The organism is Natrinema sp. SYSU A 869 (assembly GCF_019879105.1).
In the GTDB taxonomy this organism is placed as follows: Archaea; Halobacteriota; Halobacteria; order Halobacteriales; family Natrialbaceae; genus Natrinema.
Genome location: NZ_CP082248.1, coordinates 808,033 through 823,517 on the forward strand (window position 1 = coordinate 808,033; position 15,485 = coordinate 823,517).

Consider the following 15,485-nt stretch of genomic DNA (forward strand, 5'->3'; position numbering starts at 1 on the left):
ATCAGAGATGAATCTCGAACTCGAGCACGCGTCCTACGGCGTCGACGAGACGGAGATCCTGACTGACGTCTCACTCGCGGTCGAGTCGGGCGAGATCGTGACGATCATCGGCCCCTCGGGGGCCGGCAAGACGACGCTGTTGCGGCTGGCCGCGCTGTTCGAGCGGCCGACCGACGGTGTCGTTCGCTCCGACGGAACGGATCCGTGGTCGCTGTCGCGGGACGATCGACTCGAGTTCCGTCGACGGATCGGCATGGTCTTTCAGCAAGCGAGCCTGTTCGAGACGTCGGTGGCGCGCAACGTCGATATCGGACAACGGGTTCGCCGGTCGTGGCCCCAGCGAGTGGGAGACTTCCTCGAGCGGCTCACGGCCCGCTGGATTCGCGCCTCGCCGACGGTCGACGACCGAACGCTCGAGGCCCTCGAACTCGTCGGCCTTCGGGACGCGTGGGACCGCGACGCGGGGTCGCTGTCTGGCGGCGAGGCCCAGCGCGTTTCCTTCGCCCGCGCGCTCGCCGCCGAACCGGACCTGCTGGTGCTCGACGAGCCCACTTCGGACCTCGATCCGCGGAACACGGCCATCCTTGAGCGGGCAACCGAGCGCGCTCGTGAGCGCGATCACGGCGTGTTGCTCGCGACTCACGACATGCACCAGGCCGAGCGAATCTCCGACCGGGTGGCCTTCCTGCTCGAGGGCGAACTGGTCGAGGTCGGTCCGCCGGAACGGATCTTCGACGATCCTCGCGACGAGCGAACTGCACGGTTCGTCAACGGAGACCTGTTGTACGATGAAAACGAACTTCCCGCCTGAACGTGAATCAAGGCTCAAGCGTCCCCCGAACCCGTCCAGTCGGGACGACAATACGAATTAACGATGACCATGGAGAAAGAGTTCGATCCCTACCTGCGCATCGACGACGTCGCCGTCGATCGCAGCGACGTCGAGATGCTGTGCGCGATTGACGACTGTGGCTCGCTGTCCGGTGCAGCAGAGGCTCTCGAGCGGTCCTACCCCCGCCTCCAGCAGCGCGTGGTCGAACTCGAGGCGGCGATCGGCCCGCTGGTCGAGCGCACCCGCGGCGGAGCCGACGGCGGCGGTAGTTCACTGACGGAAGCGGCCAGAGACCTGCTGGTGCGGTTCGACCGGTTGGTCGCGGCCTACGAGGGCGTCGCCCGCGTCGACGAGACGGTGCTGTCGGGGCCGGTGGTCGACCGCGACGGCGAACTCGCAACCGTCGAGACGGCGGTAGGTGAGATGCTGGCAGTCGTTCCCGCAGACGTCGACACCGCTGCCGTGACGATCCGCTCCGACGCGGTCAGCGTCAACGTGCCCAGCGACACCCCGCCGGCCGAGGGGACTAGTGTCCGGAACCGCTTTCAAGGAATGGTCTCCTGGCTCGAGTCCGGAGACGCTGTTGCTCGCGTCGGAATCGAACTCGAGGCCGACTCGACAGTCGACGGTGACGACTCCATCGAACTGATGGCGCTGGTCACACGACAGAGCGTCGATGCACTCGGTCTCGAGCCCGGCCGGGCGATCGTCGCGTCGGTGAAGGCGATGGCTGTGCACGGTGTTTCGATGGATGATTATAACGGAGGATCGGCAACCTATTCATCATCTGGATAGTGACATCCTCGCCCGCCGTGAACGGCGGGATTTTCTCGCTGCTCAAAGATAGAAACGCGTTTGCCGGTGGATCAACGATGCTACCGGAGCAGAGCGTTCTGCACGTGTACGTGTTGTTGAGCAGGGAGCTGTACCGAATACGTTCCTGAATTTTGCGGTATACGACTCGGTTGACCTCTGTTGCTCAGTTCGCAAGTGTAGTGAACGGATAGTTCGCTCCAGATTCGGTGAAAAGAACGTCATGCGGATCGTTCGATGATACCCTCAAACCGGCCTCTGCTTCAGTTTTCGCCATTTAATTGAGTGAAAAGATATCAAACAGAGAGCAATATTCTACTTTCATAGCGCGAAAACATACAATTCTCTGTGAAAAAAAGTCAAATGCAGCATCGTTGAATACTCACGTGAGATGGATGACCTCACCGGCTTCCAACGAGACCTCCTGTACGTGATCGCAGGTGCCGACCGTCCATCCGGCCAAGATGTCAAGGAGGAGATAGAGGAGTACTATGAGAGCGAAATCAATCACGGCCGGCTGTACCCAAACCTCGACACGCTTGTCAACAAGGAGTTGGTCGAAAAGGGCGAACTCGATCGACGGACGAACTATTACGCGATCAGCGACGCAGGAGAGCAAGCGATCCAGGATAGACGAGAGTGGGAAGATCAGTACGTCGAGTTGTAGTGCATCCCATATTCATTTGTTCGATACCGTTGAAAATTCCGACCGTTTTGCCAACGAGAAGGCTTATACTGGCAAAGTTGAGTCTACCACTGTATGCCAAGTGAGAGAACGATGACAAATATCGTTACAGTAATCGGTCGTGGAGTGCCATCCAACTACGAAATTAGCGTCGATGGTGATATCGAACCAATTGAGGCTGACTCGCTTGAGAAACCCACAGTGGTCTCGGAACATGCTGTCGAGGGGACGATCGAAACCGGAGTCCAGCGGTTCCGGTTTTCTGGAGAACTGGCGAACGTGCATGTTCTCGATTGGAACGGAACCGCTGCATCAGAATCACCGAGCACACCGGAAGTTCACATCGATTACGGCGTCCCCGGCCGGAAGAACAACAGCTAGACTGGCAACGCGATCTCGCTTCACTAAATTTCTACAATCGCGGTCGTAGGTCAGCTGTTATCGTTGGTTTCGAGCTTGAGCTGGTCGTCTTCAGCGACAGCGTTGAGAACGAGACTCGTATTTGATTGGTTGATGTCTGGACTGACGGATTGCCAGCCTACCGAGGCATGGAGCACGATCACCGGTACGTTGTCCACAACGAGGGATATGTCTCCGAAGACAGCGTCCATACGAACCAAGCGGGGTATCTCTGGTCGCTGCTCTAGCCGTGGTTAGCGAAGTTCCGTGGTCTCTCCAAGCAGGGCTTGGAGCAGGCCGCTCGCACCTACGGATTCCTCCGCTCACACACCCTTTCTGGGGAACCGATTCACGGACTCGTCGATTGCATCGCCGTCAATGTATTCCGCTAGACTACCGAAGAGCGACTCTCGAAGACCATCTTAGAAGAACGCACACATGAGGAGATAGTCCAGCACCTAATATCTCAGCACAAGGAAACTGACATTCAAACTATTTCATGACTTCCTCGGTCGGATGTCGGCTCAGCTTCCGTTCTCATCTCCGTTTTCCATCGTATCCTCGATTATCGGCTCGAGATGCTCCTGAAACGCAAATGGGTCAGTAAGCCCAGCCTCGAGCGCGGCGAGACACATCTCAACGGAATATATCCGATCACCATCTGAGCATGGAGCAACACAACGGAGTTCGTCATCCTCATATACAGCCAGACAGACGATCGGTACCTGAATCTCCACGGCTGGGTGAGAACTGATCAGGGACGTAGTTTCACGCTGTGTAAATGCTGGACGAAGCGTGTATCCCTCGCGATCAGCCCATGCCTGAAACGATTTGACTGTGAGTGAAACTGATGGCCCGGAATCGGTGAGTTCTTCGAGAGCAGGGTTTACAGTTGTCCAGCTTTTGATTTCCACGTTGGCAATCCTATCTGCCTCTAACCGACGCACGCGAGTGACGGTCTTTCTGAGTTGCTGTATGATTTCCGAAGAAGTGCGTTGGCGAAGATACAGTTGAGCTCGTATTGTTTCAGCCTGTTCTGATGATTTTGTCATTATTATGAAGAGGAGCCGGGTATTATCTTCCGTATTCCCCTCCCATTTCTGGCTCAATAAAGTAACCACAAGTTATAGATTTCTATATCTAATAATCTTCATAATTTGAACCATGTTTTATCCGGTGTTGTGAGGGTGTCATAGAACTATTCACGAGGAATTGCTTTCACCCGACATGCAGTGAGCCGGCTGCTCCGTAGGTATGCGAAAGTTCCACTACTCACTCCGCCACATCTTCCAATTCGAACGAGCCGTGGTCAATCTCGCCCGCCCGCTCGTATCGGAGCATTTGGACCCCCGTGCTCGACGTCTCGGCAGTTGTCAGTTCGAGGGCCGCAGGAATCGTCCCGTCGCCGAACAACCGCTTCCCGTCCCCCAGGATTAGGGGAAGGTCCAGAGCCAGAACTCGTCGACGAGGTCGTGTGCGAGCAGCGTTTGGATCAGGTCGCTGCTCCCCTGCATCACGATCACGTCCCCACCCTTTTGAGGTTCTCGACGGCCTCCACAACGTCGCCTGAGAGGAGTGTCGAGTTGTTCCACTCCACCGCGTCGAGGGTTCTGGAAGCGACGTACTTGGGCATGCTGTTCAGTTTCGTCGCCATGGGATCGTCTTCCTCGACGTTGGGCCAGTATGAAGCGAAGATCTCGTAGGTTTTTCGGCCGAGCAGCAGCGCGTCCGCCTCGGCGAACTGGCCGTCCATGACCTCGCTCATCTCCTCATCCCAGTAGTTCATCGACCACCCACCCTGATCGAAGCCACCGTCTCGGTCCTCGTCAGGTCCCCCCGGTGCTTGCATCACGCCATCGAGGCTGAGTTGTGTTCCAACGACGAGCGTTCCAGTCGTGTCGTCCGTATGATTATCGTTCATACATCTTGATTACGTGAAAGCAGACGATAACGCTATCTCTGTACTAAACGATCCAGTGGTAGCGCACCAAAGGTGTGCGAACTGTTCTATGACACCCTCGTAGCACAATAATCGCTATGCACGAGTCGCACTCGAGTGCATTGATGATCTCGAGCAGAAGCGGTCGATCACTCACCGTCTGTCTCCTTGCTGACGATGTCGATGGTCTCTTAGGCGGTCGAATTGATTCGTTCAAGCTGATCGAGAATCATCTCTGGTTCATCATCGTGCCACGGGGCAAGGTAGAACGCTGACCTACTGGTATCCAACTCGAAGTACCGCTCAACGATGTAGCCGACCGCTTCGGCCTCGAGCTCACGCTTCGATCGCTCAGCCTTGTCATCGGCACCACTGTGTACTCTTCGATCCGTTTTCCCACTCTCGATCTGGTGATCTCAGATTCCCAACACGGGTGGCTGCAAGACGATGACAGCGCTGTCTCTCCGCCCTCACGGACGGGGCTTTAGCGCCTCCAATTCAGATAAAGGAACCGTGCTACCATCGACTGTTCAGGCGCGAGAGGGTGTCAAGCGCAAAGCGCTTGCTGCTTAAGCGGTGGGCCCATTTGAACAGCGCGGCAGTTCCCGGGAGTTTCTGCTACTGTGAGCGCAGCTGCTATTTGCAGCCACAGACCAATCGTCGAATGCTCGAGTAGGCGTAGCGGATCCGGCGGCCAAAAGAGAACACTCCCCAGTGGATCGTTTGGGTCGCCGTACCGATCTGGTTGGCAAGATCGTCTCGAGAAACGCATCAGCAGCGTCGAGGAGCGTCTGGTTCTCCTCGAGGACAGTTGGAACAACCGAATCGCGGCGTTCGGAAGTAGTCTGGAACGATAGTGCTAGGCGGTATCCGTTCTCGTCAACCCGGATGAGATCGAACGCCTCGAACCGGTTGCGATAGTTCCGGATGCTCCGTGCTGAGACGCCCGCTCGGTCAGCGAGGTCACGCTGCGACAGGCGGTTTTCGGCTGTGAGAAGCACCTGAACGATTCGGCCAACTGTCGGTGGAAGATCGGAGAGCAACTGGTCGGCTTGAGCGTTCCCAACACATAGCGGAGTTCGTCCGGCCGGAGCTCGCGACACTCCTCTTCATCGGCGAGTTGGTACAGTGCTTGGGCAGTGGCGTGTGGTGAGCCAGTCAGTGCGTGGAGCAGTGAGACAGCGTCTCGAGTCAGTCGCAGGTTTTTCTGCCCTGTTGAATAGCTTTTCTGAATCCCGAGAGGGAGAGAAACTACAGCAGAGACGGTTCGTTTAGTGGTCATCGGTAGCGTACTTTTCTGACCTGGTAGCAAGAATGAAGATTGGTTTCTGAGATTTTACTCTTCAACCGCTGATTCGTAACCATAACACACCCACCCCGACGCCGTACCCCTATTCAACAGAGCAGGTTTTTCGACTGCAGGATCCGCGTCGCAGTTGCTGCATAGGACGTCCGATCGACCGTCGAGAGGGAGACATGGACAGCGAATTCGGGAGCATCATCAGCGACCGCTGCTGGCGTCTCGAGCGATTGCTCAAGCTGGGGGCGGAGTCGGTGGATATCCTCTCCGCGAACGACCAAAGAGCCAATGAGTGTCCCCAGCGGATCGTCGGCATCGACGGTCGGTGAGAGTGCACTCTGACGCTTCTCCTCCCGAGACTCGAAGAGCTGGCGATAGCAGGCGAACGCACCGTATTTCTACTGGAATGCTGTTAAGATATTGACCGACGTCGCGAGCTCGTTCAGCGCGCTGTATCAAGTCCGGTCGGTACTCGGAGTTCGCGAGTGGTATCTACCTCGAGAGCGTCAAACAGATGAATGTGCGACCCTGCAAGGTCGTGAGTCGACCGCATAATCGAGCCACAGAAGCGGTCTCACTCCGGAGCAGGAGTCGTGTGGTTTGATATGGCAACTGTTTCAGCCCGCTCGACCATATCATAAACGTGGATTCCGGTTTTGAACCATAACACGCGATCCGCAGCCTCCCCGAAGTCCTCGTCGGCACAATCTAGTCGCTCTGAGACAGCCAGTATAAATTGTCAGCCTCTACCTGGCGGATTTTTGCCAGTTTTGACTCAAGATATTCAGGCGTCCAGAAACCGACAATTTCGAGGATTGCCCGTCGACCGTCCGGATGTTCGATTGCAAAGTCGGGGATCATCACTTCGGCACCGAGGTCAAAGACATCGTCCTCTCGCACGAGTTCCCACTCTGTATTCGCTCGCTCCCATTTCTGGGCGAGTGTCCGCTCGACATCACTATCGAACTGATTACCAGCGCTGTAATGCGAATCGAGTTTTTCAGTATAATCGAGCGAGAACTGCCGCGTCTCGCCTGACGTCTCGTCGGCGAGTACCTCGGCAGTCATTTCCCAGCGATCACAGAGTGGTAACGCCGGTAGGAAGTTCGCCATGCGGATGCCATACTTCTGCGATTGGGAGAACAGTGATGCTGGCCCGTCCAAAACCGCTTCATAGCCTGCAGCCAGGTCCGTACTCGCGACGCGTTCGCCGTCGGCGTCGATCGGGTAAATTCGGTGCATCAATCCAAACAGCTTGACATAGCTGAATACCGTCCCGAAGTGGTCCCATACGCGAATCCGCATCTCGGTCGCGTCGTAGAGGACTGCCTGGGCGAGCGCGAGGTTGTACCGGGTTAACAGCCAATCTACAGTGAGGTTGGTGTGTTCATAGTCCTCGTCGCTGCTGCCGGTCAGCGTCGTTGTAGATGACTGTATATCGTCATCAGTGGCGTACTGGTTGGCCGTCCGCGTGCCGATCCGGATGAGTCGCTTGTTGTCTTCCAAGTCGGCGTACATCCCTCGATAGCACTCCTCGAGTGAGATGCCTATTTTGTCGGCGACTGCGCTATACACCTCTAGTTTCTGGGTGTCTTCGCCGAGCGTTGGTTGACGAACAACGGGGTACCGCTCGTTGGCTTTCTCGAACAGCCGCCGACGGATTTCGCGGGGCTCGACTGAGGCCACGACCTCGAACTCACACTCGTCTGTGAGGAGTTTCGCAAGGCCTTGGATGATCTTGTAGTCGGTATCTGCGATAGTCAATTCGTCAATCGCGTCTTCGAGATCGCCTTTCGGCTCACCAAGGTGAGCATCGAACAGCTCGATGAGTTCACGGGCGGCCTCTCGATATTTCTCATCAGCTGGATCGATGAACAGCGGCCTGATTGCGTCGCTGGTGGTGCGAGACCGCGCAAGATCAGCCGTCAGCATTTGTTGTCACCCCTTTTCGACGCTGCTGGGAAACATACGTTTCCATCGTGTCTGCCGTAATGATCTCGTAGAGTCGCGCGGGCTGGCGCTCATCTGTCGGGCGGAGGATCCGCCCGAGCCGTTGGGCATACTGTCGTTTCGAGGCACTCCCTGAAAGGATGATCCCAACGTTCGCAGCGGGAACGTCGATCCCCTCGTCGAGAACTTGTGATGTTGCCAGCATCGAGTACTCGCCGGTACGGAACCGTTCGAGAATCTCGGTGCGCTCGTCGGTCTTCGTCTGGTGGGTGATACAGGGGATGATGAATTCCTGAGAAATCTCGTAGGCGAAGTCGTTGTTTGCAGTGAAGATAATCGCGCGGTCATCATGGTGGCGTTTGATCAGATTGTCGAGCGTCTCGAGTTTCTTCTGTGCCGTCCGGGCGAGTCGCTCGGCTCGCTGCTTGGCAATGAGTGCCCGCCGTCCCTTCGGATCATAGGATGTTCGCTTGAGGAACTCTTGGTGACCCCGCTCTTTCCACAGATCAAACTCGTGGCTATCGACGTAGTCGCGATAAATCTGGTACTCTTCGTCGTATGTTTCGCGCTCGTCAGCAGTGAGTTCGACCGACATGTGGATGGTTTCGTACTTGCTGAGGTACTCGCCAGCGAGTTCGTCGACATCTTTCTGATAAACAACCGGGCCGATGAGATCCTCGAGGAGTTCGTGCTTGCCATCAGGCCGTTCATAGGTGGCAGTCAGCCCAAGGCGATACGGCGCGATGGTCATCTCGGGAATCTGCTGGTAGGTCGGAGCTGGCAGATGGTGTTCCTCGTCGACGATGAGTAGGCCGAACTGATCACCATACTTGTTGATGTAACGGTAGGCGCTATCGTAGGTAGTGACCGTGATCGGGGTGACGTTGTGGCTGCCGCCACCGAGGACGCCGACCGGCTCAGATAGTTGGTCACTAAAGGCATTGGTGAGCGTGGCGTGCCACTGGTTCATCAGATCGATCGTTGGTGTGACGACGAGTGTGCTGACGCCGGCGTCGGCGATAGCCTGTAGTCCGAGGAACGTCTTCCCGCTGCCCGTGGGAAGCACGACGCTCCCTTGTCGTTCGTGGTCGATCCACGCGTCGAGAGCGGCCTGTTGATAGTCACGCGGTTCGATGTGGAGAGCTGGTGTGAGGGCGAGATCGGGATAGGCTCGCGCGGTGTCTTCGAGAGCGTGAGTGAAGCCGTCCTGAAGCGTTGCCTGCTCGTTTCCGTCCGCCCAAGTACCCGCCCATTCGAGGAGAGATCGATATCGATACGCTTGCGTTCGGTACTCATCAACGCGGTCGTCCCACTCCGCATAGGGGACATCGTCGGGGGCATCACGGAGCAGGAGCGTCCCGTCGTCGAATTCGACTCGCATTCAGTGTAGCGATGGAGGTTCCCGAGTGAATTCAATATGTTGGTTCTTCGAGTTCTGCTGAGGCGTGTCGTTGTCCTTCTGTGGCTAAGGGAGAATTCTATTATACGGAGCCGCAGTTGTCAGCGTTCGAGCCAGTAGTGCCAGTCTGCGATTGCTTGGTCTGTGTCACAACTGGCGTCGTCAGGCTCCAGTTGTTTCAGTGGCACGCCAAGTTCCCTGTCCATCCACTCTACCGTCACAACATCTGGTTGGGGGTTGGCTCGGTCGGGGACATTCCAACAATCCGCACCGTTTCGCCTACCTCTAAGGGCGACTCTTCTCGCTCAGTGATACAGCATGCTTCAAAGGGGAAGTCCAACGTGTCGTCCAGATAAGCATACCACCCCATCGCTTGCTCTTTTGAACCATAGGTGTCGACGATGATCTCCATCTTAATGCGTTCCTCCCGTTTTTCGTCTTTCTCGGTTCGTGGCATACCCTCAGTACTCATCCTGAGCGTGAAGTGTTTGGGACGGTCGAAATTACCCACCGACCTGTACGGGAGTGTCCCAATCTTGACCGCAGAAGTACAGATCTGATTCGCTGGCACTATTGACCAACAGATGTGGGACAAAGCTGTTTATTTCCAAGAACAGCAGCTCGAGGATGTTCTATAGTGAGAGCGTACGTAACTCAGCTATTCATGTGATTCCAGAGGAAACGAGTGACTTGGAAATCGTCTCGTGAGGAGAGGGTTTTTCCTTCTTGTTCCGCTATTTCATCCATAATGCCGTTCCAGTCGACCTGGAGTAACTTGCTTGAAGAGTGTGACGCATTGGGAGAGGAGGCCACACTGACGACACCAGTATCGAACACACCATTCAGATCACAGATGTCCAGGAGCATCGGATCGTCATCGAATTTCTCGACTCTGGGGAGAAGCAGCCACTCCAACGCGAGCAGTTCGAGACGCTTGCCCGCCGAATCGGCGATGCAACCAATACGTTCGACCTCGAGCGCTTACCGTCCGACGCTGACCCCTATCCAGCAGTCCTGAGTCTGCATCCCCGCTTTGAGATCGATGAGCGCGAGGGGTTGATCCGCGAGAGTGACGAACCGGGCCCTTCTCAGCTCGTCCAAGCGCCCGAGACTGAGACTGAACATGAACGGACTGAACCAGACCTTGCTGTCTATGCTGATGCTTTGCTCCTCACTGATGCGCTCGAGCGCCACGATGTGACCGATCTCAGTGGACTCGAGACGTCCACACTGGTGAATCTCTATACGCTGCTCTCTGACGTGCAACGCAATGCCGACGATCTCCGACAGGACGTGGCCGACATTTACTCGAGCGGATCCACCACGATCAGCCCATTCACGCCCAGTTCGGCTCGGTACAGCGGACCAGCCGTGAATATCGATCGTTGCAGGATGAAGAGGATGTGCTCACTACCCTCGAGGACGCTGGCATTCCTCGCGAGCGCGTTACCAGTGTTGATTCCAGTAAGGTCGACGAGGCCCTCGAGGTCACAGAACTCAGACCAAGTGACGTCTATAAGATCGAAAACCGCGAGTACGTCCGGAAAGCGGATGTCAACGAAGAGCACAAGGAAACACGATTGCAGGGACTCAAGGATCAATTGGCGGCCAGTGACGACCCTGAAGCTGCTGAACTACGCGAGGAAATTGATGAACTCGAGGCTCGTATTGAGGATCTTACCGAGTTCAGTCCTGCCCAAGAGTTCCACGCCGAGTAGTCTGTGGACTGTTCTGAATTGGGCTCGAGAACGTGGAGAACAACTCCGCTGTTCTGGTACTGCACTCAGTCTTCGCCAAGCACCTCATAGAGGTGTTTCCGGAGTCTCAGGTCTTCGTTCGCGAACTCAGCAAGCACGGTCCGAAGCTCTTCAACGGACGCCGTTTCAAGGAGGGTATCTAGCGACTGATCATCGTCGACAGCTTCAACGTCACCGCTAGCCAACACGGCGGCAACGATATGCTTACAGGGCGCTGCATCATCGGGGCAGCTACACTGGCCGCTGACATAGCTTCCTTGTGAGAGTGTAACTCGGACATCGTATGGACGGCTCCCTTGGACTGTCGCCTGGAGGGAATCGTCGATGTACTCGATATCCGTCACCGACCCACGTTCGTAGTAGCGGGTTCCTCGGTCATAGCGGCCTGGCTCGGTTATCTGTCGAAGCGTCTCGAGGTCAACTGAGTTAGCTGGTGTCTGTGTCTGAAGCCGAGGAAATGCGTCTACAACGGGCTCGTCTCCAGGGATAAAGGGATCAGCTGACCGACGGTGAATCCATCCCTGCTCTGGCCACCCGATCGGGAACCACTTGGTCGGATCGCTCACGATGTCCCAACACGTTCCGATCACTGACGAACTATCCTCGGGGAATATCCCCTCGATCGTTACCGTACGTGAAGTCATACCGATCTCGAGCGTGACATCCGTCTGGTGGGTATCGTTGTCAGCAACTTGGTCGGCGTAGTTCGAGCGACTCTGTTCAAGTGCAGCGATCCCCTCGGCTGAGAACGCGTGGCCAGTCCGCTCGAGTTCGAATACCAGCTCAGCATATTTGTGCTTATCGCGGTATTTGATCAGCGGCCGATTGCTCCCGACCAGCTCGGTGGGATCGTAATCTGGAAGTGATGTTCCGAATACGATCGGTTCAACCGGCTCAGTTGGAGTATCCGGTAAGCGGGTAGCTTCTGGCCGATTCTCGGCAGTTGGCTCACCAAGTGGTGTCTCGAAGAGTCGGCCACAGGCTGGACAGACTGTACAGCTGAGCTCATCACTGTGCCAGGTGGTGAATTCATGGGAGCGACACCAATCACAGGGGCGTCTGGTATCTTGCTCGACTGTGTTCCAGCCACCGTCGCGAATCGGCGTTACTCGCTTGAGTTGAGTGATGACTCGTGATCGCCGTTTCTGATGGTGGTCTAGTTGTAAGCGGCATGAACGACACATTTCAGAACTGCTCTCGCGAACGTCACTCGGGAAGACGAGTCGTTGATTATCGTTCTGGCTCTGTAGAAGAGAGTCTCTTCCCGAAGAGTGCGATCTCGAACGAGATTGACTGTTATCTGGTGGTTCGGGTGGCTCGTATGCGACAATATCTGTTGCTGTGACTGACTTGTCTGGCGCGTCCTCGGTCTCGTCAGTAAACGCTCGCCCATACCGGCACCCATCAGGACCGACGATGTGCCACTTCCCAGATTCTGTTCGGCCAAACGTTGGCACGGTTGTTCGAGAGAACGAGACGACTCCCTATAGAGTCTTCCAAGTACCCTTAACAATGAGCAGAAGGTGTCATAGAATGATCCGCATGACGATCTTTTCACCCAATTTGGAGTGAACTATCCGTTCACTACAGTTGCGAACTGAACGCGAGAGTCTTCTTCGATCCGGTTGAAAATAGGGCGCGTTGGTCAGCGCTGTGGCCCGGAATCGTTTCCCTCGTGACGAGTTCGTCTCACATCGGATACCGATTTACTGTTCAAGGAGTCCTAATCCCTGTACTGTCGGAAGGTTCCAGTCACGAGTGACCGCAGCTAACCGTGTTAGCACGGTAACGACCGCGCATATTCCGGCAGCGGTACTCCCAGAGACGCCGACGACTCCCGCTAGAAAGTATGTACTTCCGCCCAGCACCGCACAACTCGCGTAGAAATCGTCGAAGAGGATAAACGGGGATCGATCCAGAAGAATATCGGCGAACGCACCACCACCGACTGCATTGATCGTTGCAATAACGACGACACCAAATGCTGAAACGCCCACTTCGGTGGCGATGATGGCACCGGTTGTCGTAAACGCGGCGAGCCCGATAGCGTCCGCGACGAGCGTGATCGGATGCGTATCTGGAGACGAAAGGACAACACTCAGTGCGATCGCTAAGCCGATTCCGAGCAGTCCCAGAGCGATTTCGATCGGGGACTGAAGCGCTAACGGAACTCGCGCCACAAGGAGATCGCGCGTCGCTCCGCCAGCGAATGCCATCGCCAGTCCGACGACAGTAATTCCGAGCAGGTCGAACTCCTCACGAATCGCCTTCGATGATCCGACGAGAGCGAACGCGAGTAAACCGATCGTGTTCATCACCGCGAACGGATCGCCGAACAATACTCCGAGGAGGTCCTGCCCCATTGGCCGCTCCTATGAGAACGAGTCCCTTGAGTCCTCTGAGACACCGGTCCCGTCTCGATCCACAGCCTGTCACGTGTGTTATCAGTACAATCTGTACTTACCGTTTGTTAGGTAGTCACAGAGGTGGGATGGGAATTTTTCTATGACACCCTGTATAGATGTCAATCCTGCTCTCGGAGATGCGTTCGTCGACTGCAGCCGAGCTTGACGCAACGCTGATCGTCGGTGGTGATGACGACTACGACGATGTCGAGGACGTCTCTCTACACGGATTCAGAGACGGTAGTTCGTGAACGACCCCAGAGAGATAGGGTAGTCAGCTCATGTCAGGGATTCCGGAAGGGCTTGCTGCTCGAGCGGTGGGCCCATCTGCACCACCCGGTTGTTCCCGGTAGATCCTATTGCTGTGAGCGCAGCTGCTAGTCGCAGCCACGGACCAACTCGGTGGTGATCGAGTAATCGCGACGGATCCGGTGGCCAAAACAGCACACCACCGAGTGAGTCGTCAGGATCACCGTATCGATTTGGCGGCAGGATCGTCTCGAGAAAGGTGTCGGCGGCGTCGAGGAGCGTCTGGTTCTCCTCGAGGACAGTTGGAACAACCGAATCACGGCGTTCGGAAGCGGTTTGGAACGATAGCGTTAGGCGGTACCCGCTCTCGTCGACGCGAATGAGATCGAACGTCTCGAGTCGGTTGCGATACTTCCGAATTGTCCGTGCTGAGACATCTGCTTGGTCGGCAAGCTCGCGCTGTGACAGGCGGTTTTCGGCTGTGAGAAGCGTATGGATTATTCGACCGACTGTCGGTGGGAGATCGGAGAGCAACTGGTCGGGCTTGAGCGTTCCCAACACATAGCGGAGTTCGTCCGGCCGGAGCTCGCGACATTCCTCTTCGTCGGCTAGTTGCTGCAGTGCTTGGGCAGTGGCGTACGGTGAGTCAGTTAGTGCGTGGAGCAGCGAGACAGCGTCTCGAGTCGGTCGCAGGTTTTTCGGCTGCAGGATCCGCGTCGCAGTCGCCGCGTAGGCGGCCCGATCGACCGTCGAGAGGGAGACGTAGACCGCGAACTCGGGAGCGTCATCAGCGATCGCTGCTGGTGTCTCGAGCGATTGCTCGAGGTACGGGCGGAGTCGGTGGACATCCTCTCCGCGAACGACCAAAGAGCCAATGAGCGTACCCAGCGGATCGTCTGCATCGACGGTCGGTGAGAGTGCGGTGCGACGCTTCTCTTCTCGAGCTTCGAACAGCTGCCGATAGCAGGCGAACGCACCGTATTTCGACTGAATTGCCGTCGAAATACTGATCGACGTTGCGAGTTCGTTCAGCGCGTCGGTATCGAGCCCAGCCGGTACTCGGAGTTCCCGAGTAATGCCGATCCCGAGAGCGTCGAACAAGTGCACGATCGAGCCAGCAAGCCCGTGAGCGGAGCGCATAATCTCGCTGCGGAAGCGGTTGCGATCCTCGTACTCACCGGCGGAGAGTTTCGCGGTGAGGTCCTCGAGGTCAGTGCCCCACTCGATGAACGCCTCACGAATCGTTTTGGGATCCTCGAGTGCTTCATCCGAGAGCGCACCGATACAACGAGCGTCTCGCAAGATTGGCGGCGGGTCTTCCAGTGACTCGAGACGGTTGTCGGTGAGCGCTCGGTTGAGCAATCGCGGCGAGGCTAACGCTGTCGCGAGACTCACCACATACTGCAGGGGCCCACTTGCCCGAACGGCAACGACGGCTTCCTCGCGATCACCGTCGAAGCTGACGTATCGAGTATGGTCAGGGCCGCCCGTACGGTCCTCGAACGGGGCCTCTATAAGGGAGATCCCGCCGTCCTCTCCACAGCCAGCGGCGGCAACATGCCCTGGACGGTCGAGGTAGGCCGTCCGGTAGGGGTTGCTGTCCTCACTTCCGCCGTTATCCCCTCCCTCGTGTGCGCGGGGTTACACGGCACTGTTGGGAGGCTGTTCCGGTGTCGCTCACGGCCTCCGACAGTTCCTGCTGACGACCGTGTTGGGCGTCCAATGTGGCGAGTAGCTGTCGGCCGGCCTCGAGCAAC

Annotated in this window: 11 protein-coding genes and 6 pseudogenes; 8 read left to right on the plus strand and 9 right to left on the minus strand. The window is 56.6% G+C overall.

The features are described 5' to 3' along the window. The first annotated feature begins 7 nt into the window (after positions 1 to 7). The 5 genes and pseudogenes from K6I40_RS07730 to K6I40_RS07750 all read left to right on the plus strand — a co-directional run. A complete protein-coding gene (locus K6I40_RS07730) occupies positions 8 to 811 on the plus strand; it encodes a phosphate ABC transporter ATP-binding protein (protein WP_222914169.1) in 804 nt (267 codons plus the stop codon). Between the two features lie 69 nt (positions 812 to 880). After that, complete coding sequence (locus tag K6I40_RS07735; RefSeq protein ID WP_222914996.1) at positions 881 to 1,627, plus strand: TOBE domain-containing protein; 747 nt, start codon at positions 881 to 883, stop codon at positions 1,625 to 1,627. Between the two features lie 409 nt (positions 1,628 to 2,036). Further along, a complete protein-coding gene (locus tag K6I40_RS07740; protein ID WP_222914171.1) occupies positions 2,037 to 2,312 on the plus strand; it encodes a PadR family transcriptional regulator in 276 nt (91 codons plus the stop codon). A gap of 93 nt (positions 2,313 to 2,405) precedes the next feature. Next, a complete protein-coding gene (locus K6I40_RS07745; protein WP_222914172.1) occupies positions 2,406 to 2,711 on the plus strand; it encodes a hypothetical protein in 306 nt (101 codons plus the stop codon). 125 nt (positions 2,712 to 2,836) lie between these two features. Beyond that, positions 2,837 to 3,121, plus strand: a pseudogene (locus K6I40_RS07750) (IS1595 family transposase); the annotation flags it as partial. A gap of 132 nt (positions 3,122 to 3,253) precedes the next feature. On the opposite strand, the gene K6I40_RS07755 reads toward K6I40_RS07750, so the two are convergent. The 3 genes and pseudogenes from K6I40_RS07755 to K6I40_RS28250 form a co-directional block, all read right to left on the minus strand. Beyond that, positions 3,254 to 3,838, minus strand: a complete 585-nt coding sequence (locus K6I40_RS07755; RefSeq protein WP_255681572.1) for an HTH domain-containing protein — start codon at positions 3,836 to 3,838, stop codon at positions 3,254 to 3,256. A 163-nt stretch (positions 3,839 to 4,001) separates the two neighbouring features. After that, positions 4,002 to 4,650, minus strand: a pseudogene (locus tag K6I40_RS07760) (dihydrofolate reductase family protein). Positions 4,651 to 4,859: 209 nt separating this feature from the next. Then, positions 4,860 to 5,045: pseudogene (locus K6I40_RS28250) on the minus strand (DUF955 domain-containing protein); the annotation flags it as partial. A 1,099-nt stretch (positions 5,046 to 6,144) separates the two neighbouring features. On the opposite strand from K6I40_RS28250, the gene K6I40_RS07770 reads away from it, so the two are divergent. Further along, positions 6,145 to 6,297 (plus strand): hypothetical protein, encoded by a 153-nt coding sequence (locus tag K6I40_RS07770; RefSeq protein ID WP_222914176.1) that lies wholly within the window; start codon positions 6,145 to 6,147, stop codon positions 6,295 to 6,297. 245 nt (positions 6,298 to 6,542) lie between these two features. Here K6I40_RS07770 and K6I40_RS07775 read toward each other — a convergent pair. From K6I40_RS07775 to K6I40_RS07785, 3 genes and pseudogenes are all read right to left on the minus strand, one after another. Then, a pseudogene (locus K6I40_RS07775) lies at positions 6,543 to 7,900 on the minus strand (DUF790 family protein). After that, entirely contained in the window at positions 7,887 to 9,299 is a 1,413-nt protein-coding gene (locus K6I40_RS07780) for a DEAD/DEAH box helicase family protein (RefSeq protein ID WP_222914178.1), read from the minus strand. The pseudogene K6I40_RS07775 and the gene K6I40_RS07780 overlap by 14 nt, the downstream one beginning before the upstream one ends. Positions 9,300 to 9,418: 119 nt before the next feature. Next, a pseudogene (locus K6I40_RS07785) lies at positions 9,419 to 9,774 on the minus strand (calcium-binding protein). A 291-nt stretch (positions 9,775 to 10,065) separates the two neighbouring features. Between K6I40_RS07785 and K6I40_RS07790 the strand changes: the two are divergent. Then, positions 10,066 to 11,035 (plus strand): annotated as a pseudogene (locus tag K6I40_RS07790) (hypothetical protein). Positions 11,036 to 11,100: 65 nt separating this feature from the next. On the opposite strand, the gene K6I40_RS28255 reads toward K6I40_RS07790, so the two are convergent. Both K6I40_RS28255 and K6I40_RS07800 read right to left on the minus strand, forming a co-directional pair. Next, on the minus strand, positions 11,101 to 11,718 hold the full coding sequence (locus tag K6I40_RS28255; protein ID WP_255681574.1) for an SWIM zinc finger family protein: 618 nt from the start codon (positions 11,716 to 11,718) through the stop codon (positions 11,101 to 11,103). A gap of 1,062 nt (positions 11,719 to 12,780) precedes the next feature. Further along, on the minus strand, positions 12,781 to 13,437 hold the full coding sequence (locus K6I40_RS07800; protein WP_222914182.1) for a TRIC cation channel family protein: 657 nt from the start codon (positions 13,435 to 13,437) through the stop codon (positions 12,781 to 12,783). 158 nt (positions 13,438 to 13,595) lie between these two features. Here K6I40_RS07800 and K6I40_RS28260 point away from each other — a divergent pair, with 158 nt between their 5' ends. Beyond that, positions 13,596 to 13,730: a hypothetical protein gene (locus tag K6I40_RS28260; RefSeq protein WP_305082489.1), complete on the plus strand. Its 135-nt coding sequence runs from the start codon at positions 13,596 to 13,598 to the stop codon at positions 13,728 to 13,730. A 28-nt stretch (positions 13,731 to 13,758) separates the two neighbouring features. Here K6I40_RS28260 and K6I40_RS28265 read toward each other — a convergent pair whose 3' ends face one another. Beyond that, positions 13,759 to 15,123, minus strand: coding sequence for an HTH domain-containing protein (locus tag K6I40_RS28265; RefSeq protein ID WP_255681576.1), 1,365 nt, complete (start codon positions 15,121 to 15,123; stop codon positions 13,759 to 13,761). Positions 15,124 to 15,485 lie beyond the last annotated feature (362 nt).